Annotated in this window: 20 protein-coding genes; 14 read left to right on the plus strand and 6 right to left on the minus strand. The window is 56.4% G+C overall.

Annotation, left to right across the window (positions count from 1 at the left end; all coding sequences use genetic code 11):
• The first annotated feature begins 10 nt into the window (after positions 1-10).
• The 5 genes from C7459_RS10750 (at position 11) to C7459_RS10770 (ending at position 9,212) form a co-directional block, all read left to right on the plus strand.
• Positions 11-1,504, plus strand: a complete 1,494-nt coding sequence (locus C7459_RS10750) for a TIR domain-containing protein (RefSeq protein ID WP_170119412.1) — start codon at positions 11-13, stop codon at positions 1,502-1,504.
• Positions 1,505-1,658: 154 nt separating this feature from the next.
• Positions 1,659-3,632: a site-specific DNA-methyltransferase gene (locus C7459_RS10755; protein ID WP_109689097.1), complete on the plus strand. Its 1,974-nt coding sequence runs from the start codon at positions 1,659-1,661 to the stop codon at positions 3,630-3,632.
• A complete protein-coding gene (locus C7459_RS10760) occupies positions 3,633-5,942 on the plus strand; it encodes a DEAD/DEAH box helicase family protein (RefSeq protein WP_109689099.1) in 2,310 nt (769 codons plus the stop codon). It abuts the gene before it with no gap.
• Positions 5,943-6,256: 314 nt separating this feature from the next.
• The gene (gene asnB / locus C7459_RS10765; RefSeq protein ID WP_109689101.1) at positions 6,257-7,846 is read left to right on the plus strand and encodes an asparagine synthase (glutamine-hydrolyzing); all 1,590 of its coding nucleotides are present in this window, start codon (positions 6,257-6,259) and stop codon (positions 7,844-7,846) included.
• Positions 7,847-7,970: 124 nt separating this feature from the next.
• Entirely contained in the window at positions 7,971-9,212 is a 1,242-nt protein-coding gene (locus C7459_RS10770) for an MFS transporter (protein ID WP_425450724.1), read from the plus strand.
• A gap of 41 nt (positions 9,213-9,253) precedes the next feature.
• On the opposite strand, the gene C7459_RS24085 is transcribed toward C7459_RS10770, so the two are convergent.
• The 3 genes from C7459_RS24085 to C7459_RS10785 form a co-directional block, all read right to left on the minus strand.
• The gene (locus C7459_RS24085) at positions 9,254-10,954 is read right to left on the minus strand and encodes an acetate/propionate family kinase (RefSeq protein ID WP_109689103.1); all 1,701 of its coding nucleotides are present in this window, start codon (positions 10,952-10,954) and stop codon (positions 9,254-9,256) included.
• Between the two features lie 15 nt (positions 10,955-10,969).
• Entirely contained in the window at positions 10,970-12,250 is a 1,281-nt protein-coding gene (gene hcp, locus C7459_RS10780; protein WP_109689105.1) for a hydroxylamine reductase, read from the minus strand.
• Positions 12,251-12,406: 156 nt separating this feature from the next.
• On the minus strand, positions 12,407-12,823 hold the full coding sequence (locus C7459_RS10785; protein WP_211320376.1) for a helix-turn-helix domain-containing protein: 417 nt from the start codon (positions 12,821-12,823) through the stop codon (positions 12,407-12,409).
• 198 nt (positions 12,824-13,021) lie between these two features.
• On the opposite strand from C7459_RS10785, the gene C7459_RS10790 reads away from it, so the two are divergent.
• The 4 genes from C7459_RS10790 (at position 13,022) to C7459_RS10805 (ending at position 15,752) form a co-directional block, all read left to right on the plus strand.
• Positions 13,022-13,234, plus strand: coding sequence for a helix-turn-helix domain-containing protein (locus tag C7459_RS10790; protein WP_109689109.1), 213 nt, complete (start codon positions 13,022-13,024; stop codon positions 13,232-13,234).
• A 90-nt stretch (positions 13,235-13,324) separates the two neighbouring features.
• Positions 13,325-13,570 (plus strand): hypothetical protein, encoded by a 246-nt coding sequence (locus C7459_RS10795; protein WP_109689111.1) that lies wholly within the window; start codon positions 13,325-13,327, stop codon positions 13,568-13,570.
• 188 nt (positions 13,571-13,758) lie between these two features.
• The gene (locus C7459_RS10800; RefSeq protein WP_170119413.1) at positions 13,759-14,787 is read left to right on the plus strand and encodes an alpha/beta fold hydrolase; all 1,029 of its coding nucleotides are present in this window, start codon (positions 13,759-13,761) and stop codon (positions 14,785-14,787) included.
• Positions 14,788-14,822: 35 nt separating this feature from the next.
• Positions 14,823-15,752, plus strand: coding sequence for a DMT family transporter (locus tag C7459_RS10805; protein WP_109689115.1), 930 nt, complete (start codon positions 14,823-14,825; stop codon positions 15,750-15,752).
• Between the two features lie 16 nt (positions 15,753-15,768).
• On the opposite strand, the gene C7459_RS10810 is transcribed toward C7459_RS10805, so the two are convergent.
• Positions 15,769-16,434, minus strand: a complete 666-nt coding sequence (locus C7459_RS10810) for an SOS response-associated peptidase (protein ID WP_109689116.1) — start codon at positions 16,432-16,434, stop codon at positions 15,769-15,771.
• Between the two features lie 72 nt (positions 16,435-16,506).
• Complete coding sequence (locus tag C7459_RS10815; protein WP_170119414.1) at positions 16,507-16,878, minus strand: helix-turn-helix domain-containing protein; 372 nt, start codon at positions 16,876-16,878, stop codon at positions 16,507-16,509.
• A gap of 145 nt (positions 16,879-17,023) precedes the next feature.
• On the opposite strand from C7459_RS10815, the gene C7459_RS10820 reads away from it, so the two are divergent.
• The 5 genes from C7459_RS10820 (at position 17,024) to C7459_RS10840 (ending at position 23,055) form a co-directional block, all read left to right on the plus strand.
• Positions 17,024-17,230, plus strand: coding sequence for a helix-turn-helix transcriptional regulator (locus tag C7459_RS10820; RefSeq protein WP_109689120.1), 207 nt, complete (start codon positions 17,024-17,026; stop codon positions 17,228-17,230).
• 206 nt (positions 17,231-17,436) lie between these two features.
• Complete coding sequence (locus C7459_RS10825; protein WP_109689122.1) at positions 17,437-18,570, plus strand: MGDG synthase family glycosyltransferase; 1,134 nt, start codon at positions 17,437-17,439, stop codon at positions 18,568-18,570.
• A 220-nt stretch (positions 18,571-18,790) separates the two neighbouring features.
• Complete coding sequence (gene ppc, locus C7459_RS10830) at positions 18,791-21,556, plus strand: phosphoenolpyruvate carboxylase (protein WP_109689238.1); 2,766 nt, start codon at positions 18,791-18,793, stop codon at positions 21,554-21,556.
• 142 nt (positions 21,557-21,698) lie between these two features.
• Complete coding sequence (locus tag C7459_RS10835; protein ID WP_109689124.1) at positions 21,699-22,223, plus strand: RNA polymerase sigma factor; 525 nt, start codon at positions 21,699-21,701, stop codon at positions 22,221-22,223.
• Between the two features lies 1 nt (position 22,224).
• A complete protein-coding gene (locus C7459_RS10840; RefSeq protein WP_170119416.1) occupies positions 22,225-23,055 on the plus strand; it encodes an anti-sigma factor family protein in 831 nt (276 codons plus the stop codon).
• 105 nt (positions 23,056-23,160) lie between these two features.
• On the opposite strand, the gene C7459_RS10845 is transcribed toward C7459_RS10840, so the two are convergent.
• Positions 23,161-24,525, minus strand: coding sequence for a hypothetical protein (locus C7459_RS10845; protein ID WP_146200991.1), 1,365 nt, complete (start codon positions 24,523-24,525; stop codon positions 23,161-23,163).
• Positions 24,526-24,542 lie beyond the last annotated feature (17 nt).

The raw sequence follows: 24,542 nt of genomic DNA on the forward strand, positions 1-24,542 counted from the left end.
GGGTGAAACAATGGACATGCTTTTTTTGGAAGAGGTATTTCCCAGTCATGGATATCCAGCCCATACGTTTGTCGTCTCCACGATCCATCGGAGACTCTGCCTCTCTCTGCGCACAGCTGGGCGTAGTTTGCTCGTGGAGGGGTCGTCTGGGCTTGGCAAGACATCCAGCTTGGTCTGGGCGTTTGAGGAGTTAGGTTGGGGAGAACGTGTGGAGTGGTTTAGCGGGATCAACCGTCAGGATCATGTCCGCCTTGAATCCTTGCTCCACGAGGTGGAGCTTGAGCCGATACAGTGTGGTCGCGTGTATTGTATCGATGATTTTAACCGTCTGCCCAGCGCGTTACAACAACGTGTGAACGAGGCGGTGTTGCGCTCCGTCACCTATGGGCCAGATGCTGACAAATGGGTACTGTGCGGAATTCCGACGGCGGGTCGATCCTTGTTGCGCATCCCGACGGCTGTGCGCGGTCGCATTGACCGACTGTCCTTTGGAACGCGCTCTGAGGCGCTGATCCTCCAACAGATTGAAAAAGGCGAGGAAGCCCTCCAGATCAACATCGCACAAAAAAGCGAACTGGCACAGGCGGCGGCCGGACACCCACAATTGGCCAGCCTGCTGGTTCAAGATGCGTGTATCAAGAATCAAGTGGCGGCGCGCTGCCAAGTGCGCACCGACGTCGAAGTTCGCATCCCGCAAGCCATTCAGCGGGTGTGTACGGGACTGTCTACGCTGTACGGGGACATCACGCGTGAGTTCGTCAAGGGACCGTCCTTCCGCCGCATCAGTCGTGCCCCTTACTTTCATCTCTTGAAGCTGGTCGCCGAATCGCCGACGGGTTCGCTGTCGTTGGATGAGGTTATCAACGCGCACGCGGAAGCGACCTCGCTGCGCCGGATCGTGGACAAGCCCTTGTTGCAGGAGTTTTTGCAGAGCGGAAGCAGTGCGCAGTTTCAAGGGTTGATCCAATATGATGCGATGTCGCGAACGATGCGGATCGAAGACCCCAAGTACCATTGGTACTTGCAGCATCTCGACTGGGACAGCGTCTGGAAGCAAGCTGGATTCCAAAAGGTGCAATTCAACAACAAGTACGACTTCGCACTGTCCTTCTCAGGCAGTGATCGGGAAGTCGCGAGTTTGATTTTTGAGCGCTTGGATCAAGCGGAAGTATCCGTTTTCTATGACCGAAACGAACAGCACTATCTGCTTGGCGAGGACGTCGCCGCCTACATCGGGCCGGTCTATCGTCAGGAATCGCAATTCGTCGTGGCCCTGCTGTCACATGAATACCGCAGACGCGAATGGACGATGTTCGAATATGAACAATTCAAGCACCGCGATAGCAACGTCATCACCGTCTGGCTGGAGGATATCGAGGATGAGCTGTTTGAGCCTTTGAAAAAGTTCGGCCACTTCCGCGCCGAGTTCTTTCGCACGTGGGACGATCTCGCCCAGGAGGTCTCCAAGGTTCTGCTCCGCAAATTAGAGGAACAACGAGTCTAGTCGAAAAAAGCATCAGACCGCCGTGTGGCGCTCTGGTGCTTTTTTTTGCTGATTTCTGTTGTTGTGCAAAGGGAGAAACTACTTTACGCAATCGTGTAACTTAGGTAAAATTCATACTAGACAATCCAGTACCAGAACGGAAGGTGAGGCAGCGATGACATTTAGGTCCCCGGAGCAGATCACGGAAGCGGAGCTACGCGATTTTTATACACAGTTGAAGAAATCAGGCGGCATCGTGCTGCAATATCATGGGAAGTGGAGCTTGCAACACAACCAGCGCAGGGTGCGCCCGCGCGTGCCGATGTTGGTGCGCGACTTGTGTTTCGGTGCGGTGGAGGAACAGGCGAACCATCTCCTCGTCGAAGGGGAGAACTTGCAAGCGATGACGTCCTTGTACAATTATCGCGGCAAAATCGACCTGATCGTCACCGACCCGCCGTACAACACGGGGCAGTTTTTTCGCTACAACGACAAGTGGGCCGTGGACCCGAACGATCTGAGTCCAGGGCGGTTGGTCGCCAAGGACGACGGATCGCGGCACACGAAATGGCTGAGTGCGATCACGGTGCGGCTGCATCTGATGCGGAACATGCTCAAGCCCAACGGGGTGCTCGCGATCTGCATCGATGAAAATGAACTGTTCCACCTCGGCATGCTCCTCAACGAGGTGTTCGGCAGTCAAAACCGGATCGCCATCATCAACTGGCAAAAGTCCTACTCCCCGAAAAACGACAGCAAGCATGTCTCCACGGCGACCGAATATGTGCTGGTCTACGCGCGGGACAAGGAACGTGCCCGCACCGATGTCTTGTCGCGCAGCCGTGCGATGAACGCCAAGTACAAAAATCCAGATCACGATCCAGCGGGCGCGTGGAAGTCCAACGGCGACCCGACGGTGGCGACGCCGACACCCCGAGATCGCTATGCGATCCAGTCGCCTTTTACCGGCGCATTGCACTACCCGGGAGCACGAGCTTGGTCACATCCCAAAAAGAAAATGAAGGCTTGGTTGCAAGCATGGGGCAGCTCGTATGAGGAACGCGACCTCGGTGACGGGCGGGCTAAGGCCTTGGTGTTGTGCGCAGCGGTGACCCCTGCGATCCCTGCGGACATCAACTTGGACAACCAGCCGGTTGTGCAGAGCGATGCGGTCTGCGTTCATCCTGCGATCGTTGAGGCGCGATCTCGTGCCGAGCAAGTGCGTGAGGAACAGGTCTGGCCGATGCTGTACTTTTCTGCCAATGGTCAAGGACGACCCGCACTCAAACGCTACCTAAATCAAGTGAAACAAGGCAAAATCACCACGACTTATTGGGCGGATGAGGACTACGAGGAGCCGCTCGTGCTTGGCACGCAATCGTGGGGTCATGAGGAGTCGGGACATAGCCAGACGGGGATCAACGAATTGGACGCGATCCTTGGCAAAGGCCATCACTTCCAGACAGTCAAACCGCTTAAATTGATCAAGAAACTGATCCATCTGTGGTGTCCACCGAAGGGCGGAATCGTGCTTGACCCCTACGCAGGTTCAGGCACGACCGCCCACGCGGTGCTGGAATTGAACGCTGAAGCAGGCGCCGACCGCCGCTTTGTGCTGATCGAGCAAGGCAACCCTGACAGCGGGGATTTTTATGCGCGCAGTTTGACACGGGAGCGGATCAGACGCGCGATCACGGGCGAACGTCCCGATGCAGACGGCAAACTGGTGCAGGGTGCCCCTCCGTTGCGCGGTGGTTTTCGCTATCTAGAATTAGGACCTGTCGTGGATGCGGAGGCTGTGCTTGCGATGTCCCGTGACGAGTTGATCGGCGTGATTCTGGCGTCCTCCACCGATTTGATCCCCGTTGAGGACGGGACGCATCGCTATCTCTTCGCTCGAGATCCGCAGGGCAAGGGGTACTTCCTGATCACAGGGGAGGACGGGCACATCGCCAATCTGGATGTCAGTGTCCACAAGGCTCTGCGCGCCGAACTGGGCGATCCAGCACAGCCGTTGCATGTATTCGCACGGTTTGAGTCGGTGCGAGCGGACAACGTGGAGTTTTACAAAGTGCCGGACGCCATCCTGCAACAGATGGGGTTCGAAGAAGCGCAGGATTCGTATTTCAACGAGGATGGGGAGGTCTAGATGGAACTGAAACCCTTTCAGATGCAGGCAGCCGAACAGATGGCCACACGCTGCCTGCATTATTTTAAAGCTCCTTTGTACAAAAGGGACCAGACCACCTTGGTCCCTTTTTACCAAGGTCTCTCCGCGATCACCGGGGCTGGCAAGACCCCGATCTTGGCCGATGTGATCGAGCGTATCCGGCTCGGCTTCCCTGCGGACGAATCCCCGATCATGCTCTGGATTTCCAAGTCGAAAGCGGTGGTCTGGCAGACCTACTGCAACTTTGAATCGGGCAAGTACGCGGATCTGGTGCGGGGCTTTACCTGCAAGCCGCTCCTCGATTGCAAGCAGGAGGACATCGAGGAGCAAGAGCGCGGTTTGTTACTGATGGCGACTGTGGGGAAATTCAATCACAAAGACAAGGAAGCGGGCGAGCGCAAAGTCTTCCAAGCGAACCTCGACCAAGCGGACCATTCCCTATGGGAGCTGCTGAAGCGACGAACCAACGCGGCAGGAACTCGCCGTCCGCTGATCGTCGTGTACGATGAAGGGCACAACCTCTCCAACCAACAGACCGAGCTGCTGTTCGAACTCCAACCGCATGCCTTGCTCGTCGCCAGCGCTACTTTTCGAGTCCCAGAGGCGTTGAAATATACGATGGATCGGTTGAAATTGGATCTGGGTTGGACACAGGAACACTTGGTCACCTCCGTGCGCAGTTCTGATGTGGTGGAGGCGGGATTGGTGAAACGGTCTGTCCTGCTCGGCGGGTACTTGGAGCCGATGGAGGTGGCGGTGACAGAAATGGTTGCCGAACTGCGCAAGGTCGAGGAGATCGGCAAGCGTGTGCGACTTCGACCGAAGGCCATCTACGTCTGCAACACCAATCTCACAGACGATGGCAAACAGGATGACATCAGCAAGCCCTTCGCAGATCGACTTGCCCGCCCGATCTTGATCTGGCGGCATCTGGTCGAGAACTGTGGAATTCATCCGCATGATATCGCGGTGTATTGCAACCTCAAGTTCTCGAAAAGCGCCCCGCCGCCCCCGGACTTCCACCTGTTTTCGGGTGGGGATGCAGACTATGAAGCTTTCACGAGCGGTGCGTATCGCCACATCATCTTCAATCTCTCCCTGCAAGAGGGTTGGGACGACCCGGACTGCTACTTTGCCTATTTTGACAAATGCATGGGTTCCAAGGACCAGATCACCCAAGTGCTCGGGCGTGTGCTGCGTCAACCGGGCGCGACACATCCACCAGAAGCGGCGCTCACGACCGCCCAACTTTTCCTGCGCGCAGATGACAAGCAAGTGATGCGGACGGTGATCGAGGAGGTGAGCGCGGAACTGGCTGTCGAACTGCCGGATGTGGAGTTGAAGATCCTCCAAGACCGTACACAGCGAGCGAACCGCAGATCATTGGCACCGAAAAAACTACGGTTCCTCCCCGTACTGGGTCGCAATCAAGAGCAGGCCCAACAAGAAATTCAGCGCATCATGGGAACCCTGAACGATTACCGAAATGACGTGGTGAACACAGAAGGCAAGAGCAAGCGGATCAAAAAGCAACAGCGGATCGGTTCCGGCGCAGGGGAGACATGGGTTTGGGTGGACGGAGGTCCCAGTCGCAAGGTGCGCGCCGGGTGGTTGTTAAAGCGAGAACTTCGCAAGTATTCCAAAGCGCTTGAAGCGCTGTGTCCTGTCGACGCTCGATTGGATGCCAAAGTAGGTTCCGAGAGTGTGGCCGAGCATTATCTGCTGGAGATCGCAAACAAGATCGTAACTGCCTATTACCAGCGTGTCACGATCCTGCAAAACGTAGCGGCTCCGCTGCGCGTGGGCGAGGTCACCGTCGATGCAAGCCAGCTATACACGTTCAAAAATGCCCTGCATGAGGGATACGACGATCTCAACTCCTTTGAAAAAGCGGTGGCAGACGCACTCGACGATCTCGGGTATGACTGGATGCGCAATCCTTCCAAGGGCGGGTATATGATTCCGCTGGTCGAGTTCGGTGCTCATCAGAATTTTTGCCCCGACTTTTTGGTCTGGACGGACGACGGTGTCGTCGCCATCGACCCCAAGGGGGATCATCTGATTCAGGAGGATGCCTTGATCAAGTTGTTCGACATCCCCTCGCTGCAGCCGGGCCCGGAGTTGAAGGTGCGACTGATCACGCGCGGCGAGTGGAGTGCGGCATCGCGCAAGAGCCAGAGTCCACATGGCTTCACCGTCTGGACGCAAAAGGAAGGGCGTGTACACACGGTCACCTGCGAAAGCTTGGAGGTCGCGCTCAACACCTGCCTGCAAACCAGCACTGCCTAACATCATACGTGGAGATCACCTCCAACCAAAAAAAGCGCTCGGCTACACGAGCGCTTTTTTTCTACTATCTGCGCTTCGTACCACTGAGCACCGGACTGCAAGGTCTGGGGGTTCTGCAAGGGTCTCTTTTTCAATTGTTATAATCACATCTAATTCTGAATATAGTAGCGGCACTACCATCAGGAGGTGAGTGTCGATGAAAACGCTCGGTTACTACCAACCGCTCCCGGAAGTAGAAACGGAAAACGAGTAGATTCAAAAAAGGGCAGCTGGCCACTGGGCTGGCTGCTTGCTTTTTCCGAGGGGGAATTGAGATGCGAGGGTTGTTTAACTGGAAACAACAGAATCCGGTGCTACACGTATCCTGTGCGGGCTATCTACAGAACGCGGACGAGGTCCAGCGGGCGTTGCAACTTCGGGGTCAGCGCGTGCTGGAGCCCGACATGGGGGCCGTGATGCTGGCCGCTTATCGGGAGTGGGGGCTTGGTTTTGTCGAGCGTTTTGTAGGTGCGTTTGCGTTCGTGCTGTGGGACCCCGACCAGCACCAACTCGTCATGGGGCGCGACCCGTTGGGGTTGAAAACCTTGTATTACGCGGAGTGTGCAGGAGTTGTTGCGTATGGGTCACGGCTACAGGATGTGCTGGCCCATCATGCGGTGCCACGGGAACTTCACACGGCGGGTCTGTCGGAGTTGCTGGCGATGGGCCCGTACTTCTCACCGGGACAAGCGGTGTTGCACGGCGTGCAGGAAGTGCGAGTTGCACATCTCGTCGTCCACACGCCAGAGCGGGTCAGACGGCATCGTTACTGGCAGTTGACCAGCGAGCCGCATACCGATCGCTTGGAGACGACCGTTGAGAAACTTCGGGACATGCTGACACGCAACGTGACGGAGCAGATGAACGCCGCTGTCCCTGCGACGGTGATTCTGTCGGGTGGGTTGGACTCCAGCGGGTTGACGGCGCTCGCGGCACAGAAGCACCCCGATCTGCAGACCTTTTCGATCAACACGCCAGAAAGTCTGGATCAGCAGGACGTCGACGGATTGGATGCCCCGTGGGTGTGGAAGGTCGCCAAACATCTGGGCCTGACGAACCGGGAAGTGGTGGTCGGGACACCGGAGGTGTTGCAAGCCCAGCTGCGTCTGGATCTCCCAGGTCAGGCCGAGTTCGACATCATGCACTACCTCGTCTATAAACAGGTCGGGGAGACGCATGGCATCGCCTTGCTCGGAGAGGGATCGGACGAGATGTTTGGGTCGCAGTCTTGGTTTTACAACGCCAAGTTCCGGGATCGCGCCTCCTTTCCGTGGGTGCATCCGCTTTTACATAAGATCTGTACTGGAGAAGTGGAACAGGCAGAAGAGTACGTGCAGGAACGCTACCAAGACGCGTTGCGCCAAGTGCCGCCGCTGGCAGGAGAGAGCCCGGAGCAGGCACGGATACGCGAAGTCACCTACTTGACGTTGCAACACTACCTGCCATTCCTGACACGGCGTGTGGAGCGATTGACGGAGGCGGCGGGGATCGAAGCACGGTTGCCATTTTGCGATCCGCAGTTGATCCATTACGCGTGGAACCTGCCTTGGGAGCTGAAAACTTACGGAGGGCAAAAAAAGGGGGTTCTGCGTGAGGTCTTCCGTTCCTGCCTGCCAGACGAGGTGGTGAATCGGCAAAAAAGCAACGCGCCCGTCGTGTTCAGCTCGGCCTACACGACCTATCTCTGCGCACAGGTGGAAGCGATCCTCGACGACCCGCATGCTCCGTTGCACTACGTTCTCGATCAGGCAAAAGTACGGGAGTTGTTGCGCACCGTGCATCAGGACCTGTTTTGGCGCTTCCGTTTGGATTATCTCGTCGAGGTCAACTCTTGGTTGCGAACGAACGCGATACGGATTGTGTGAAAAAGTGGCTGTGCAAGCCACTTTTTTCATGCCCGCAAAGGACGGTGTGCGCCACTGTCTGATACGTTTCGATATTCGGAATTTTATTGTATAGTAGGAGGAGATCTGAGAGGAGGGGACATTCTTGCAAACTGTGACAAAAACGTCGCCGATGCTTGGCGACGGACAGACGCCGTCGGTGGCTCCGACTGTGTTTCGCATCCTGCTGGCGATCTCGTTCGTGCATTTCCTCAACGACTCGATGCAAGCGGTGGTGCCTGCGCTCTACCCGGTCTTGAAAAAATCGATGTCGTTGACCTACACGCAGGTGGGGTTGATCTCCTTTTTCTTCAACATGACGTCTTCGATCATGCAGCCGGTCGTCGGGTACTTCACCGACAAACGCCCAAGCCCGTTCCTGTTGCCGCTCGGGATGCTTTCCAGCATGGCTGGGATGTTCGGCTTGGCGATGGCCCCGACGTTTGGCTGGGTGCTTTTTGCCGCGATGTTCGTAGGTCTTGGTTCCGCAGTGTTCCATCCGGAAGGCTCCCGCGTCGCGCACATGGCGGCCGGTGGACGCAAGGGCTTGGCGCAGTCGATCTACCAAGTCGGCGGCAACACCGGGCAATCGCTCGCACCGCTGATGACCGCATTTGTATTCGTTCCGCTCGGGCAACCGGGTGCCGCTTGGGCTGCGATCCTCGCGATGCTGGCGATTGCGGTGCTGTTCAACGTCTCGAAGTGGTACCGTCAGCAACTTTCCAGTGGTACTGTCGCGACCAAAGGGAAAAAAGGCGCTGGCAAAGGCGAGATCGTCACCTCGAACGTCAAGTTCGCGATCTGCCTGCTGATCCTGCTCGTCTTCGCTCGCTCGTGGTACTCGTCCTCGATTTCGAACTTTTATCAATTCTTCCTCATGGAACAAGACGGGTTGAGCATTGAGCGTGCGCAGGTGTTCGTGTTCCTGTTCATGGCAGCAGGGGCGATCGGGACGTTTTTGGGCGGTCCGCTCGCCGACCGGTTCGGCAAGTGGCGTCTGATCCTGTTCTCGATGATGGGAGCGGCTCCGTTTGCGATGTTGCTGCCGCATGTCAGCCTGTTCTGGTCTTACCCGCTCCTGTTCATCATGGGTGTGATCCTGTCGTCGAGCTTCTCCGTCACCGTCGTGTATGCGCAGGAATTGATTCCGGGCAACGTCGGCATGGTTTCCGGCCTGATCGTCGGCCTCGCGTTTGGCATGGGGGCGATCGGAGCGGTCGTGCTCGGCAATGTCTCCGATGTCTACGGACTGGTTACCCTCATGCAGTGGTGCTCGTTCCTGCCGCTGCTCGGCGTGCTGACCTTCCTGCTTCCCAAGGATCGCAAGTCGATGAAGGCCACTTCGTAAGCATGAAAAAAGAACCAGCCTCCTGCGAGGCTGGTTCTTTTTTATACCGTCAGTTGGTAGGCATCTCGTGCCATCACCAATTCTTCGTTGGTCGGGATGACCAGCACTTTCACCGGGGAGTAGCGGCTGGAGATCAAGCGCTCACCGTGACCTTCCCAGTTCTGTTGCGGGTCGAGGAAGATCCCGGCATACTCCAAGCCTTGGCAGATCCGCTCCCGCAGTTCGGCGCTGTTCTCCCCAATTCCTGCGGTGAAGATGATCGCATCGGCACCGTTCAAGCGGGCCAGCGACAGCCCGATGTACTTGTGCAGTTTCGTCACGAACAGATCGAGGGCGAGTTGGGCGCGTTCATGTCCCTGATGTGCCAGTTCGAGCAATTCACGGACGTCGTTGGTGACGCCGGAGATGCCGAGCAGTCCGCTTTTGTTGTTCAACATGTCGAGGACTTCGCCGGTCGACATGCCTTCCAACTGCTCCACATGCGGGATGATGCCAGGGTCGATGTTGCCTGAGCGAGTGCCCATCGTGACGCCAGCGAGCGGGGTGAGACCCATCGAGGTGTCATAGGATTGGCCGTTGCGCACGGCTGTGACCGAGACGCCGTTGCCGATGTGACAGGAGATCACGCGCAACTTGTCATTTGGGATGTCCAGCAGTTGCTCGGCGCGCTCCACCACATAGCGGTGCGAACTGCCGTGGAAGCCATACTTGCGGATGCGGTGCTTTTCATACAACTCATATGGAATGGCGTACAGGTATGAACTCGGCGGCATCGTCTGGTGGAACGCGGTGTCGAACACCGCGACGTGCGGGATCTCCGGCAGACGAGACATCGCCTCGCGAACCCCTTCCAGATTCACAGGGTTGTGCAGCGGCGCGAGGTGCGAGACGCTGCTGATCTGCTCCAGAACCTCGGGCGTGATCAGCACCGACGCTTGAAATAAATCGGCCCCGTGGACGATCCGGTGTGCGACCCCATCGATCGGGCCTTCCACCGCGGCAAAAATCGCGGAGAAGACCTCCGCGAGCGAGACCGACTCCGAACGCTCCAGATTGCCTTGTTGGAGAATCACTTCGCCCGGCATCTGGTAGAGCTTGTACTTGACAGACGAACTGCCGCAGTTCAAGACGAGCACGCGCTGTGCGGTAAACGTGCGCAGTTCATGGAAGGCATCGACGTGGATCACCTGCACCAGATCGCCATTGCGCAAACCGGCCGCATTGGCTTCATCGGTGTCGATGTGAAATTCGAGCGAGTACTGCGGGTGTACACGACAGAGCACATTTTCCAAGATGACCGAGCGTTCGCCAGACGTTTTGACGGCGACGAGGTCTTTGTCCTGCACGCCGAGTTCTGCGGCATCCTCTGGGTGCAGATGGATGTGGCGGAAGGGCAGGATCACACCTGCGTCAAGCTCGACAGAACCCTTGGGCCCAACGAGGCGTAACCCCGGCGTCCCCTCGAGGTCGCCGGAGTCACGAACCGGAGCGTTGACCCCGAGGACGAAACAGTCGGTTTTGGAAACTTCCACTTGGCTGTACGAGCGCACAGGACCGAGCACGCGGACGTTTTGGATCGCGCCCTTGGGTCCTTGAAGCGTCAAGGTTTCCTCGCAAGCGTACTGTCCGGGCTGGCGGAGGTCCTTTAGTTTTTTGAAACGATAGTCACGACCGAACAGGATGTCGGCGTGCGCTTGGGTCAAGTGGATGTGACGATTGGAGACGCCTACAGGGACGCGCATGGTCAAAAACTCCTTTTAGTTGAGCATTGCGAGCAGGTCGTCCTGCGCTTGGCCGATCAGCTTCAGACCGAATTTGTCCTGCAGAACTTCGAGGACGCCAGGGGAGATGAAGTCTGGTGCTTTCGGGCCGATGCGGATGTCTTGGATACCCAGCGAGAACAGGCCGAGCAGGATCGCGACAGCTTTTTGTTCAAACCACGAGAGCACGATCGAGACTGGGAGATCGGCGACTGTGCAGCCGAGTGCATCGGCGAGCGCCATCGCGATCTTCACCGTCGAGACCGAGTTGTTGCATTGTCCGAGATCGATGAAGCGCGGGATGCCATCAATCGTCCCGTACTCGACATCGTTGAAGCGGAATTTGCCACAGGAAGTCGTCATGATGATGCAATCCTCTGGGATCGAGGTTGCCAGTTCACGGTAGTAGTCGCCGCCCTTGCCCGGTGCGTCACAGCCTGCGATGACGAAGAACCGCTTGATCTTGCCCGCTTTGACCGCATCGAGAATTTCCGGTGCGATGTTGATCACGGTGTTGTGGTGGAAGCCCGTGACCAGCGTTTCCTCCGAGTCCATGTGCGCTTCCGGCAGTTCCAGCGCGCGCTCGATCAGGGCGGTGAAGTCGAGGTTTTCGATCTTCTGCACGCCTTCCAGACCCGCGACATCCAGCGAGAACATGCGGTCCGCGTAGGTGCCGCGAATCGGCATCACGCAGTTCGTGGTCGCGAGGATGGCGCCTGGGAATTTTTCGAACAGTTGGCGTTGGTCGTACCATGCCTTGCCGACGTTGCCTTTCAAGTGGCTGTATTGCTTGAGCAGCGGATACCCGTGGGCCGGGAGCATCTCGGAATGGGTGTAGATGTTGATGCCTTTGCCGTCCGTCTGGCGGAGCAGTTCTTCGAGCGCGTGCAAGTTGTGGCCGGTGACGACGATGCATTTGCCTTCGACTTTATTTTGCGAGACGCGGATCGGTTCCGGGACACCGAAGTGTGTGGTGTGCGCATGATCGAGCCATTCCATGATCCGAATCGCCGATTGACCGACCTTCATCGCCATGTCCAGATGTTCTTGCAGGTTGAAGTTCGAGTTGGTCAAGGTCATGTACAGGGCTTCATGCGTAGTCGCATCGACGAACGGATCGCTGTAGCCGAGCTGACGAGCGTGTACGGCATAGGCTGCAATGCCTTTGAGGGCAAAAACGATCGTGTCTTGCAGGCTGGCAATCTCTTCGTTTTTGCCACACACACCGATTACTTTGCAACCGCCAGACGGGGTTTGCTCACATTGATGACAGAACATATAAAAACGCCTCCTCGATGGGCTTGTAGTTGGTGATGACTTGATGGCTTCAGTATAGAGCCTCGAGGAGGGGAGCGATATCAGGGAGACTCCTGATGTTCTGCGGAGAAAGTCCCGTACTTCGCAGATGGAAAAAAGACCGCGTCCTGTACTTCGTTAGGAGCGGCCTTGTTGTAGCAAGTCTTGTAAGGTGGTTGCCTGCAGCTGTTCGGTCAAGTGCAGGATCGTCGCTTCCGGGATCACGCCACCGGCAACGAACTGCTGCCAGTCCTCCAGCGAGAGACCCAGAGTCGCGGCGAACGCTTCCGGGGTCAGCTTGCGTGCTTGACGCAAGCGGTCGAGCAGCAGCGTCAACCACGCATGCTCTGGCAGGAAGTCGCCGTACTGGAGCAGTTCATAGTAGGAAACTTGGTACGGACCGGAAAGTTTTTTCAACGTTTCGGGCGAGGGGGCGCGCTTGCCGTTCTCCAGAAGCGAGATGAACGTGTCGGATACGCCACACATCTCTTCGACTTTGCGCGTGGACAGGCCGAGCACTTCCCGACGGGTTTTTAGAAATTCTCCAAGTGTCAAAAGGGTCACCTCGTCAGCATCGATTGCTAGTGTTTGCGAGTGCTTGTAAATGCTTGCTAGAATACATGGAGATTATAGCTCTGATAAGGGGAATCCAGCAACTAAATTTTGTACTTTAAAGTGATTGCAAGAGTGATTGGAACCTTGTTATACTGCTTACAACGGTGGATACAACAAGGACGAGAAGGTGCATTCCATATGATTATCAAAGCCAAACAACCTGAGTTTACGCATGCGCGTATTCATGCTGGATTTTCCCAGCGCAAACTCGCGCGCGAGTCTGGGTTGAGCTCACCCTTTATCAGCCAATTGGAGAGCGGTCTGCGCAACGCCGGTCCAGAGGCGGCGAAAAAGATCTGTACAGCGTTGGAGGTTCCGTTCGAGAAAATTTTTTTATTGGAGAATTCCTAGTCGTTGTCACCGCTTAGCGGGCTCCTGCGTATGGTGGGGTGTGGAAGGAAACGTTTCAACGCGTTTCTACGCAGGAGGAGGTCATGACCCATGTCTGACAAAACCAAAATCAAGTCCATGAAGCTCGCTCTCGTACTCAATGAAGAATCTCGTCGAGAGCTGATCGCCATGCTGAGCGGCCAGTGCAACGAAGTCTACCTCGACGACATCTATTTCAAACACCTCAAAATTGAGGAAGTCAAATGCGGCGACGGCTTGAAGATCGAGGACATCAAGCTCAAGCGCGGCAAGATCAAATGCCTGCGCCTGTGTGCCGTTCGCGAGGAAACCTGCTAAGCAACGTTTGAAAAAACCCCCACCTGCACGGGCAGGTGGGGGTTTGGTGTTGCGGAAATCGGACAACCCGTCTGGGAAAATTCTCCTCCTTCACCCGGATGAGGTGTTCATTTTGTCGGAATTTCGATATAATCTTCCTTGTCGTTTCTTTTTTGAAGTGTAATTCCCAACGAGAAGGTATCGGACACATGTATAAAAAACTACTTGCCAAAACACTAGACCAAATAGGCATTACGTTCCTCTACCGGGAACGCAGCAAGCAATCGCATTTCAAACCGGCCAGCGGATTCCCATCGGCTGAATTTGCAGACGTCTACCCCGCGCCAGATGTGCCGGAGTTGACGATGCATCCGCAAGAGATGCGCGAGGATGGGTACGAGGTCGGTCGCTACACGTATGACAGCCCGATGACCTCCAGCCACCCGGAGAATGACGGCGCGCGCGGAGAGTACTACATCCGCCGTGACCACAACCCCGAACCGGTCAACGTGATCGTGGTCCACGGGTGGCGAATGATCCATCTGGAGCGCGTACACAAGATGTTCACGAGCACGTTTCTCGCGGCGGGCTATGATCTGTACTTCCCGACGATTCCTTATCACTTCGACCGCGCGTTGGAGGGGTCGTACAGCGGAGAGCATCTGGTCACCGCCGATGCCGACCACTCGATCCGCTCGATGCGCCAGACGATTGCCGAATTGCGAGCCTTGATCCGCTGGGTCAAGCGCGAGCGCGGCGGCAAGGTCATCGTGGTCGGGGTCAGCATGGGCGGGTATTTTTCAAACATGATGGCCGTGACCGAGGAGAACACCGATTACGTGATCTCGGTGATGTACGGCAACTCGTTGACGTATTCGGTGTGGGACTCAAAAATCGGCAGGTTTATCAAGCAAGATCTCTTGCAAGGCGGCATGACGCGGGAGGAATTGCAACAGCACTGGTCGATCCTCGAACCGACCCGTTGGAGCTTGAAGGTCAGACGGGAAAACATGCTGTTCCTGCACGGGATGTACGACGAGTATGTACACCCGCGCGATGCGGAAGCGCTCTGGGAGGCATGGGGCAGGCCGCGGCGCATCCTCTACCCGTGCGGACACGCCGGGATCGTGCTCTATCGCCGCCATCTGGCGCGCGATGCGATGCATTGGCTAGAGGAGCGCTTTCGTGAGGAGCGCGAAGGTGCGCACCCCTCGGTGGCGGTTACGCGCGAACCGTAACTTTCATGGTAGGACAAAAAGAAGGGAGGCTGCCGATGCGCGCACTTGTACTAGGATTGTTGGCCTCTTTCTTTTTTGCGTTTACGTTTGTGTTGAACCGGGCGATGGACATCGGGGGCGGGAGTTGGGTGTGGAGCGCATCGTTGCGCTATCTGTTCATGGCCCCGATGATGATCCTGCTCGTTGCCATGCGCAGCCAGCTCGCCCCAGTCTGGCAAGCGCTTCGTGCTCGTCCCTTGCTCTGGCTGGGCTGGAGTTTTGTCGGCTTCGTGCTGTTCTATGCGCCGATCTCCTTCGCCGCTGCGTTTGGCCCAGGCTGGTTGGTCGCCGGGACGTGGCAGATCACGATCGTCTGCGGATCGTTGTTGGTGCCGCTGTTCGGGCAACGCATCCCGATGAAGGGGCTTTTGATGTCCTTGATCATCCTGCTCGGTGTGGCGTTGATGCAAGTTGAGCACGCGGGCGAGATCTCCGGGCGCGATGTGGTGCTTGGCATCGTCCCTGTTGTGATCGCTGCCTTCGCCTACCCGCTAGGCAACCGCAAGATGATGGGAGCCGTCGCCGGACAGTTGGACGCGTACCAGCGTGTGCTCGGGATGACGGTTGCCAGTTTGCCGTTTTGGTTGTTGCTCTCTGTGTATGGCATCTGGACGGACGGATTGCCGAGCCTCGCGCAGACGGGGCAGTCCGCCATCGTCGCGTTCACATCTGGCGTGCTGGCGACGGTGATTTTCTTCACCGCGACCGACCTCGTTCGCTCCGATCCGGCGAAACTCGCCGCTGTGGAAGCGACGCAGGCGGGGGAAGTGGTGTTCGCCGTCGTCGGGGAAGTGTTGCTGCTCTCCGCCGTGATGCCCTCCCTGCTGTCATGGATCGGGATGGTCATCGTCATGGCGGGCATGGTGTTGCACAGTTACGTCTCCATCCCCAAGAGATCAATCGCGGAAAAAGCCCCTGCCTTGTAGGCGAGGGGCTTTTTTTCTAGATCTCCACAATGCAGTCGGGCAGTTCGTTTCGCACATTGCCAACCATCGCGGCCACCGGGTAGGCGAACATCTCGTCCTCTGGGTACGGGGTGAGCAACGACTGGAGGCGTTCAGAGTCGAAGTGCTCCCGGTCAAGCCAGAGCTCCTCATCCTCGCGGCGCAGGATCACCGGCATCCGGTCATGAATCGGGCTGACCAGCGTGTTCGGCTTGGTCGTGAGGATCGTGCAGGTATGTAACTTCGTGCCATCTGGAGCGTTCCAGGAGTCATAGAGGCCTGCCATGCTGAAGATCTCGCGGTCTTGGCGCAGGATGCGCATCGGCTGCTTGCTTTTGCCAGACTTTTGCCACTCGTAGAACCCATCGGCGGGAATCAGGCAGCGCTTGCGTTGGAACGATTGTCTGAAAGCAGGCTTGTCCGCGACCGTCTCAGACTTGGCGTTGATCGTCTTGTAGGCGATGCTTACGTCCTTCGCCCAAGCGGGCACCAAGCCCCATTTCAACTGCCCGATTCGCTTCTGACCATCATGAGCCAGCACGGCCGTCAACGGCTGTCCCGGCGCGATGTTGTAGCGCGGCACATAGTCGAACGGAATCTCCTCCACACCATAGCGCAGCATCAATTCTTCGAGTGGAACGGTCAGCGTAAAACGTCCACACATCGTCATACACCTCCGCCAGTTTTCTCTAGTGTAGCAAAAAAAGACCCAGCATGTGTGCGGGGGTCTTTTTTTTTAGCTGGAGGTATGCAATTCCCGAGCAATCGTCAAGGCGATCAGCAGGCATTCCTTCTCCTCTGGCGGCAAGGGCCGACCATCGAGTTCCAAGCGACCCGCAGAGATGCTGTCCTGTAATTGTTCCAGCATGGCGCGGTGTGTCTCGATGAATTCGCGTTCGTTGGAGTGGGGCTTGTCGGTACGTCCGAGCATGTAGTCGGTCGAGACACCGAACAACTTGGCAAGTACGGTCAGCGTGTGCGGGGTCAACTTCCGTCGCTCATTTTCATAATGGCTGTAGGCCTCGCGGTTGACTCCAAGCGTTTCTGCGACTTGGTGTTGCGTCAGGCCTTGGGCTTTGCGCAGTTGTTTCAATCTCGCTCCGAGCAAGGTCAACACCTCCTAACAACATTATAGATACGATAAGTATCGGTTCATAGGTATTTTACAGATTCCATCCTTGACGCTACAAAACGTATCACTTAGGATGAATGTATCTTGTCAACGGATACAAATTGTATCGCGAGGGAGCCGGATGAAACGATACCCACTGATTGCCTGCCGTGTCGCGATCGAGAAGACACAAGCACAGGTCGCACAGGACTTGCAACTCTCCGAAGTCTATGTCCGGAAGATCGAAGCAGGGGACAAAAAACCTGGCCGAGAGACGATCATCAAGTTTGCACGTTATTATCAAAAATCCGTGACCGAGTTGTTCCCCGACCTGTTCGCAGAGGAATAAAACTAAAACTCTCTACATTCTAGCAAACATTTGCTTAGAATGAGAGGGTGTTTGGTTATTTTTGAGCTATCTTGATATTTTATTTTTGTGGTTTTAATACAGGCGTGCAAAAAGGGCCCCGTTTTACGGGGTCCTTTTTTCGTTTTGGCGGGGGGTTTTTTGGTACATCCTAGAAAGGAAGGGGTCGTCTAGAGGAGGGTCTTGGTATGTCGCACATCGTACTGCTGTCCGAATCGATCGGCAGCGGTCATGAACGCGCCGCAACGGCGGTCGAAGAAGCGCTTCGAGCGCATGAGCCGCTCGTGCAGATCACGAGGCTGAATCTGCTCGATACGTTTCGCCCGCTCGCCGCTCGGATCTCGCGTGCGGTGTATTACCGTGCGCTGCAGCACAGTCCAAAGCTCTGGGGAGCGTGGTACGAATGGCAGCGGGAAAAGGAGTGGCACGCGATGGTTCGCAACTTGATCCGGCAGTCACTGCACCGCGATGTCGGCAAGTGGCTGCAGGAGTTGCAACCAGATGTCATCGTCTGCACACATCCAATTCCGGCGCTGTTGATCGCGGAGATGAAGCGACAGGGGTTGCGAGTGCCGCTCTGTACGGTGGTGACCGATTATGATATGCATGGGTATTGGATGCATCCGGCGGTCGATTTGTATTGTCTGCCGCTGACAGAAATGGCGGAGGAGATCGAGCCAAGAATCGGTGATCACGCGGAGGTGCGCGTGACAGGCATCCCGATCTCCTCGCGGTTTGCCGAGGCTTTCACGCTGACACAGCACCGGACGACCCATGAGCGGAAAAAAATCCTGATCAGCGGCGGCGGTTGGGGATTGGGCGTCGTGCCGATGGTCGAGCAGATCGCTGGATCAGGATTGGAAGCGGACGTCACGATCGTCTGCGGCACGAACCGGTCGTTGTTCCATGAGATGAAGGCGCGGTGTGAGGGCTTGTCACATGTGGCGGTCCACGGCTTTTCGGAACAGATGGAGTCCTTGATGGCCCAGAGCGATGTGCTGGTCACCAAGCCTGGCGGGTTGACGATGTCAGAAGCGCTGGCGATGGAGTTGCCGATGGTGCTGTACTCACCCGTCGGCGGCCAAGAGTCGCGCAACGGGCACTTGATGGCGCGACTCTCGGTCGCTTTGGCAGCGCACTCAGCACGTGATTTGACGCAACACGTACAACGATTGGTCGGGTGCGACTTGACGCGGCAGCAGATGGTACGGAGCATGGCCCAGATTCGCCGCCCGTTGGCAGCGCTCGATGTGGCAGCGGCCGTGTTGGAGATCAGGCGGTCACGGTCAGGGAAACAGCGACGCACGCCCACTAGGGTGTAAGCGTCGCTTTTTTGTGATGATCGTTACTATATAGACGTAAAATAGCAGGACGGGTTGAAATGGATCGCCTAACGAACTATAGTAAAAGTAACATAGAAAATACAGAATACTAAATCAGACTCGAGTACTTCGCCGGAAAGTGAAGGAGGAGCTATACATGCAACGGAGTGGAGACCAGCAAGATCCCCAAGACCAAAAGCTGCAAACGTTTGCCTCGGAGATGACGGTGGAGGAGCGCCGTGCTCCTGAAAGTGAATCGGCCCTGCGCCGTGATATCCGCATCCTCGGCAACCTGCTGGGCGAGGTGGTTGTGTCGCAGTGTGGCCAAGAAGTGCTCGACTTGGTCGAGAACGTGCGTGCCGCGGCGAAGGACTTGCGCAAGCAAGGGACGGAGGAGAGCCGCGAGAACTTCCGATCGACGATCCGTGAAATTCCAGCCGAGATGCGCCAGGAAGTGATCCGGGCGTTCGCGTTGTATTTTCAATTGGTCAACCTCGCGGAACAATCACACCGCATCCGCCGCAAGCGGGAGTATGAGCGCACGACCGGCTCGCGTCCGCAACGCGGTTCATTGCGCAGTGCGTTCCACAAGATGTACAACAACGGCATACAAGCCGAGGAAATCCAATCGCTGATCCACCAGATCGGGGTTGAATTGGTGCTGACTGCGCATCCGACGGAAGCTCAGCGGCGCACGATCCTCGACAAGCACCACCAGATGTCGTTGATTCTGGAGAAATTCGATGATCCGTCGGTCACCACTCGCGAGATGAAGAACATGAAGCGGCTGTTAAAGGCCGAGATCGTCTCGCTGTGGCAGACGCGCAACGTGCGCAAGGAGCGCCTCACCGTGCTCGACGAAGTGCGCAATGGGCTGTACTTCCTCGACGAAGTGTTGTTTGACGTGTTGCCGGCGATTCACTTGGAGATGGAGGAGCAGTTGCAGACACTGTACCCGGACCATGACTGGGAAGTGCCGACGTTCCTGCGCTTCGGCTCTTGGATGGGCGGAGACCGTGACGGCAACCCCTACGTGACAGCAGACTTGACGTTCCAGACGTTGGTGTTGCACTTCGACCTCGCGATGCGCAAGTACGAAGCGGAGATGCTCTCGCTGGGGCAAGACCTCAGCCAGTCCTATGAACGAGCGGGTGCAAGCGCAGAATTGATCACCTCGCTCGGACTGGACAACACCTACATCCCGGATGAACCGTACCGGGAGAAAATCGACCAGATCCTCTCGCGCCTCCAAGCGACCAAGGCGCGCTACCACGGCGAGTTCAGTGCCGAGCAAGACAGTGCGTACAAGTCGACAGAAGAGTTCCTCGAGGACATTCGGATCGTCGAGCGCTCGTTGCTCCACCACAAAGGCGCGGAGATTGCTGAAGTCAAGGTTCGACCGCTCATCCGCCAAGTCGAACTTTTCGGCTTCCATATGGCGACCTTGGACATCCGTCAACACAGCGAAGTGCACGAACAAGCGCTGGAGGAATTGTTCCAACGCGCCCATATCGGAAATTATGTCGACCTCGCAGAGGAGGCAAAAATCAGCCTGTTGACCTCGCTGCTCGACGACCGTCGCCCGCTGTGCTCCCCGCATGTGGTGTTGGGGGCTCAGACGCAGGAGACGCTGGACGTGTTCCACACGGTGCGCAAAAGCCAGAAGCTGTTCGGGAATGATTGCATCCAGAACTACCTGATCTCGATGGCCCAAGGGGTTAGCGACATGCTGGAAGTCCTGTTGCTCTCGAAGGAAGCCGGCCTGTTCCAGTGGGGTGCAGATGGTACTGTGACCAGCACGATGAATGTCGTGCCGCTGTTTGAAACGATCGAGGATTTGCGAGAAGCGCCGGCGATCGTCGATGTGCTGTTCAACAATCCGGTGTACCGCGAGCATTTGAAGGCGCGTGGAGACTTGCAAGAGATCATGCTGGGTTACTCCGACAGCAACAAGGACGGAGGCTACCTGACTTCAAACTGGGAGCTCTACAAGTCACAAAAAGCGATTCACCGTGTCGCCGAGCAGTATGGTGTGCGCCTGAAGTTCTTCCACGGGCGCGGTGGAGCGCTGGGGCGTGGGGGCGGTCCGATCGAGCGCAGTATCCTCGCACAGCCGCCAGAAGCGATGCAGGGCAAAGTCAAGATCACGGAGCAGGGCGAAGTCATCTCGCAGCGCTACTCGAATCCGGGCATCGCGATGCGTTCGTTGGAATCAGCGGTATCGTCCGTGTTGCTGGCCTCGATGAAAGAGCAGACGACGTACATGCAGGAAACGGAGCGCCGCTGGTCGGAGATGATGGAGCAGTTGTCGCAGGCTTCGTTCGAAGCCTACCAGAAATTCGTGTATCGCAACGAGGATTTCCTGCCGTACTTCCAGCAGGCGACTCCGATTGACGTCATCGGGGAGTTGAACCTCGGCTCCCGACCAGCGAAGCGACGCAATTCGATGCGCATCCAAGATCTGCGCGCCATCCCGTGGGTGTTCTCGTGGACGCAGAACCGCCACTTGCTCCCGGCGTGGTTCGGATTTGGAACGGCGATGGAGGATGAACTGGCAAGCAATCCAGAGTCGGTGCGTGAATTCAAGCGGATGTACCAGTTCTGGCCGTTCTTCCAAGCGATGATCGACAACATCCAGATGGCGCTCGCCAAAGCGGATATGCTGATCGCCGCCGAATACGTCAAACTGGTTGAGGACGAGGAACTGGCCGCTCGGGTGTTCGGGCGTATCCAGGAGGAGTACAAGCGCACCAAGCGCGTCGTGCTGGAGATCACCGGGGAGACGGATATCCTCGCCAACGCGCCTGTGATCCAGGAATCGATCCGCCTGCGCAATCCTTACGTCGACCCGCTGTCCTACTTGCAAGTGTTGTTGCTGGAGGAACTCCGCGAGGCCCGTCGCGATGGCGATGAGTCGGCAGGGGACATCAATGGTGTACTGCTGACGATCAACGGAATTTCATCCGGCTTGCGCAATACTGGCTGATGTTTAGGTCAGACCATTAATGAGGCTACAAAAACAGACCCACACGCATGACGTGTGGGTCTGTTTTTACATACGGCTTCAACTTTTTCCTAAAGTGTGCGTCTAATGGGTATAGAGAGCGGGAGACGGAGGAGGCTGGGGGATGAAGGAGCAGGATCTGGTCGCCGGCGCGTTGGTCGACCAAGCGTCGATGGCCGAACTGTTGCGGATGATTGAACCGTATGTGTTTCAGACCGCGTATTATCTGACTGGGAGCAAGATGGACGGGGAGGACGTCGCACAGGACGCGCTCTGGAAGATCTGCCGCTCCCTGCATCAGTTCAAGGGCGATAGTTCTTTTCGAACGTGGGTGTACTCGGTGGTGCTGAACACCTACCGCGATGCAGCTCGGAAAAAGCGGCGTGTCACCGTGCCGCTGGAAGATACATATGTCGACCACGCGCCCTCTGTGGAGGAGACGGTGGCGACGCGCAGCCGCTTGGATGACTTGCGACGGGAGATTATGAAGCTGAACACAGAGGACCGCGAGATTTTCGTCCTGCGCCATCTGCAGCAGTTGTCCTATTCGGAAGTTGCGGCGACGATGGAAGTGACGGAGGCGCATGTGCGCTCGCGGCTGTATCGGACACGTCAAAAGTTGAAACACATGCTCTATGGAGGTGAGTGAGATGTCTTGTGCAGAGATGGAGTTCATGATTCAACGCTACTATGACGGGGAATTGGTGACGGAGGAAGAGTCGCTGTTGCAAGCGCATCTGCACACCTGCCAGTCCTGCGATCAGGAGTTTCGCGAGTTTGGAACGCTGTTTGGCGATATCGGTGCGTTGCGGTTGCAAGTGGAGCACCGCGACATCCTCTCGCGAACGTTGGAGCGGTTGGAGGAAGCCCAACTCAAGCGTCAGAGCGATCGATGGTATCGCGGGGTGGCAGTGGCGGCGGCGGTGTTGGTGGTCGTCAGCACGGCTCTCGTGAGCTGGACCGATTCAGGGCAGGCGATGAAGCACCGGGTCTCGGCGTTTTTTGCCCAACAGACCCAGACACAGCCCTTGATGAAGGTGGAAGTGCCACCGACCCATGTCGAGCACGATCCGCAGCAGGCACAGGCGGCGCTGGAGAATATCTATGCGCAAGTGCAATTTCCACTGATGGAGCTGACCGATCCGCGCTTGCAGGTGGAGTCGACCTCGCTGACCGGTGTGGATGCTGATCAGATGTACCAGATGGTGGAGTTGGAGTACCGGTTGGTTGGCAAACAAGCGGGTGAGTCGGACCTCGTCCACTTCCTCGCCACACCGGACAACTCGCTGAAGTCCCGTGCGAAAAGCAACCTCGGCACGTATGAGTTCAAAGGGGAAGTCCAAGCTGGCGCGTTCAGATGGGCTAAGGTTGGGGAGCATGCGATCACGGCGGAGATCAATGAGGTGTATTACCAGTTGTTCTCGCCGTTTTTGAGCACGCAGGATCTGTTGGAGATGGCGAAGAGCATTCAGAAACGGTAGCAAAAAACCGCCCCGATGAGGGCGGTTTTCGTAGTTGCAGGCTTGTTTCTGCTCGTTGCAGACTCGTTAGTGAAAATGATCCTCCCTGACTAGTTTGCGACTCTGTTAGGGTTGTTCGCGACCTAGTCGAGCTACGAAGTCATCAATTTTGGTCTCAGCATCCGTGACTTCCGTGTTACGGATGGCAGCAAGTTGAGCAGAGACGTTCATCCAGGTCAGACCCGTGCCGTTGGGATTTGGCGTGAAGTCATTCATGCGGGTAGCCCCGTTGCGATAGGAGTGGGGGTTCCGCTCGCCATTGGGACCACCGTGGGCACCGAATCTTTCCAACGTGACATGGAACCCACCGTCACCTTGGCCAAGTATTTGATTTTTTAAGGTTGCAGCGGGTGTGTGCAAGGAAGCCTGATTGGGCATCGTGTCTTTGAATCGGCTGGCGTGGACATTCATCCCGTCGATGGTTCCGACCGAATCTTTGATCCAAACATTGTGCGAACCCTTTTCAAGTCCAAGCAATTTGAGCCAGACTGATTTTTGCGGGGTATGTTGCTGGTGGACTGCATGAACCAGCTGTGCATCCACCTGAATTTTTGTATAACTCTTGCTGTAATAACTTTCTGCAAGACTTCTCACACCAGCATCATCAAGGTCGAGTTGTTTGGTAGGGTCGTCAACAGCCGCTTGGATGAGGTCTTGCATTTTTTCTTTGATTGTCACGGCGTCTAGGGAGCTTGATTCTTCTCGTGCAAGTTTGAAGACTCTTGCGAAATAATGCTCAGAGGGCATCTCGCGGATCACGAGCCACGCATCCTGAAGTTCTTGTTCTGTCGGGAGCGTGTTGATTGCCGAAAAGGTTTGGTACGCGTCTGCAAGCGATTGCTTTTGGGTGCGGACTTTCTCGCGTGCTTGTACAACGATGGGGCGTAACGATGTAAAAAGTGCGACCTGTTCCGGTGTTGCGAACGAGGTTTGCATGGGACTTAGAGTGGCATGCCCGACGGCGGTGTTGCATTTGCCGAGCAGGGTGTCGATCTGTTGGGTCTTGCTTACGAACTCCTCTTGTCTTTTTTGTGCGCGGGTAGCCCGGATCAAAAGGGCAGGGAGGACGTCGAACTTTTGACGGGCTGCAACCAAGTATTGGTTTTTGATCTCCACATTCCAGTTGTTCCAATACTCGCTGTTCATCATGTCCAGTTCGTCAGTGAATTCACTGAGAGGACCTTGTAACAGCAGTTTCGATCGATCATTGAGTTGCTTGTCGATCTGTTCTTTTTTCTTGTTTAACGCAGTCTTCTGGTCATCGTATTTGTCCATTTGAATAGGAGCTACTTGCTTTTGCAGTACCCCTGGTGACGGTGTAGCCATTTGGCGAGCCAAAGCACGGGTGAGCGCCCGGTTGCCAATCGTTGATTGGAGTTGGAGCAGATGGGCGTGTGTCAGGTTTGGTTTTTGCGCACCGCCTCGATACATCTGGGTGGACTTTTGCG

This window comes from Tumebacillus permanentifrigoris (genome assembly GCF_003148565.1).
GTDB classification, from domain to species: Bacteria; Bacillota; Bacilli; order Tumebacillales; family Tumebacillaceae; genus Tumebacillus; species Tumebacillus permanentifrigoris.

Excerpts from the sequence above, each read along its gene's own strand:
- C7459_RS10750 (WP_170119412.1), top strand. The coding sequence starts at position 11 with ATGGACATGCTTTTTTTGGAAGAGGTATTTCCCAGTCATGGATATCCA.
- C7459_RS10755 (WP_109689097.1), top strand. The coding sequence starts at position 1,659 with ATGACATTTAGGTCCCCGGAGCAGATCACGGAAGCGGAGCTACGCGAT.
- C7459_RS10760 (WP_109689099.1), top strand. The coding sequence starts at position 3,633 with ATGGAACTGAAACCCTTTCAGATGCAGGCAGCCGAACAGATGGCCACA.
- asnB (WP_109689101.1), top strand. The coding sequence starts at position 6,257 with ATGCGAGGGTTGTTTAACTGGAAACAACAGAATCCGGTGCTACACGTA.
- C7459_RS24085 (WP_109689103.1), bottom strand. The coding sequence starts at position 10,954 with ATGCGCGTCCCTGTAGGCGTCTCCAATCGTCACATCCACTTGACCCAA.
- hcp (WP_109689105.1), bottom strand. The coding sequence starts at position 12,250 with ATGTTCTGTCATCAATGTGAGCAAACCCCGTCTGGCGGTTGCAAAGTA.
- C7459_RS10790 (WP_109689109.1), top strand. The coding sequence starts at position 13,022 with ATGATTATCAAAGCCAAACAACCTGAGTTTACGCATGCGCGTATTCAT.
- C7459_RS10795 (WP_109689111.1), top strand. The coding sequence starts at position 13,325 with ATGTCTGACAAAACCAAAATCAAGTCCATGAAGCTCGCTCTCGTACTC.
- C7459_RS10800 (WP_170119413.1), top strand. The coding sequence starts at position 13,759 with ATGTATAAAAAACTACTTGCCAAAACACTAGACCAAATAGGCATTACG.
- C7459_RS10805 (WP_109689115.1), top strand. The coding sequence starts at position 14,823 with ATGCGCGCACTTGTACTAGGATTGTTGGCCTCTTTCTTTTTTGCGTTT.
- C7459_RS10810 (WP_109689116.1), bottom strand. The coding sequence starts at position 16,434 with ATGTGTGGACGTTTTACGCTGACCGTTCCACTCGAAGAATTGATGCTG.
- C7459_RS10820 (WP_109689120.1), top strand. The coding sequence starts at position 17,024 with ATGAAACGATACCCACTGATTGCCTGCCGTGTCGCGATCGAGAAGACA.
- C7459_RS10825 (WP_109689122.1), top strand. The coding sequence starts at position 17,437 with ATGTCGCACATCGTACTGCTGTCCGAATCGATCGGCAGCGGTCATGAA.
- ppc (WP_109689238.1), top strand. The coding sequence starts at position 18,791 with ATGACGGTGGAGGAGCGCCGTGCTCCTGAAAGTGAATCGGCCCTGCGC.
- C7459_RS10835 (WP_109689124.1), top strand. The coding sequence starts at position 21,699 with ATGAAGGAGCAGGATCTGGTCGCCGGCGCGTTGGTCGACCAAGCGTCG.
- C7459_RS10840 (WP_170119416.1), top strand. The coding sequence starts at position 22,225 with ATGTCTTGTGCAGAGATGGAGTTCATGATTCAACGCTACTATGACGGG.
- C7459_RS10845 (WP_146200991.1), bottom strand. The coding sequence starts at position 24,525 with ATGTATCGAGGCGGTGCGCAAAAACCAAACCTGACACACGCCCATCTG.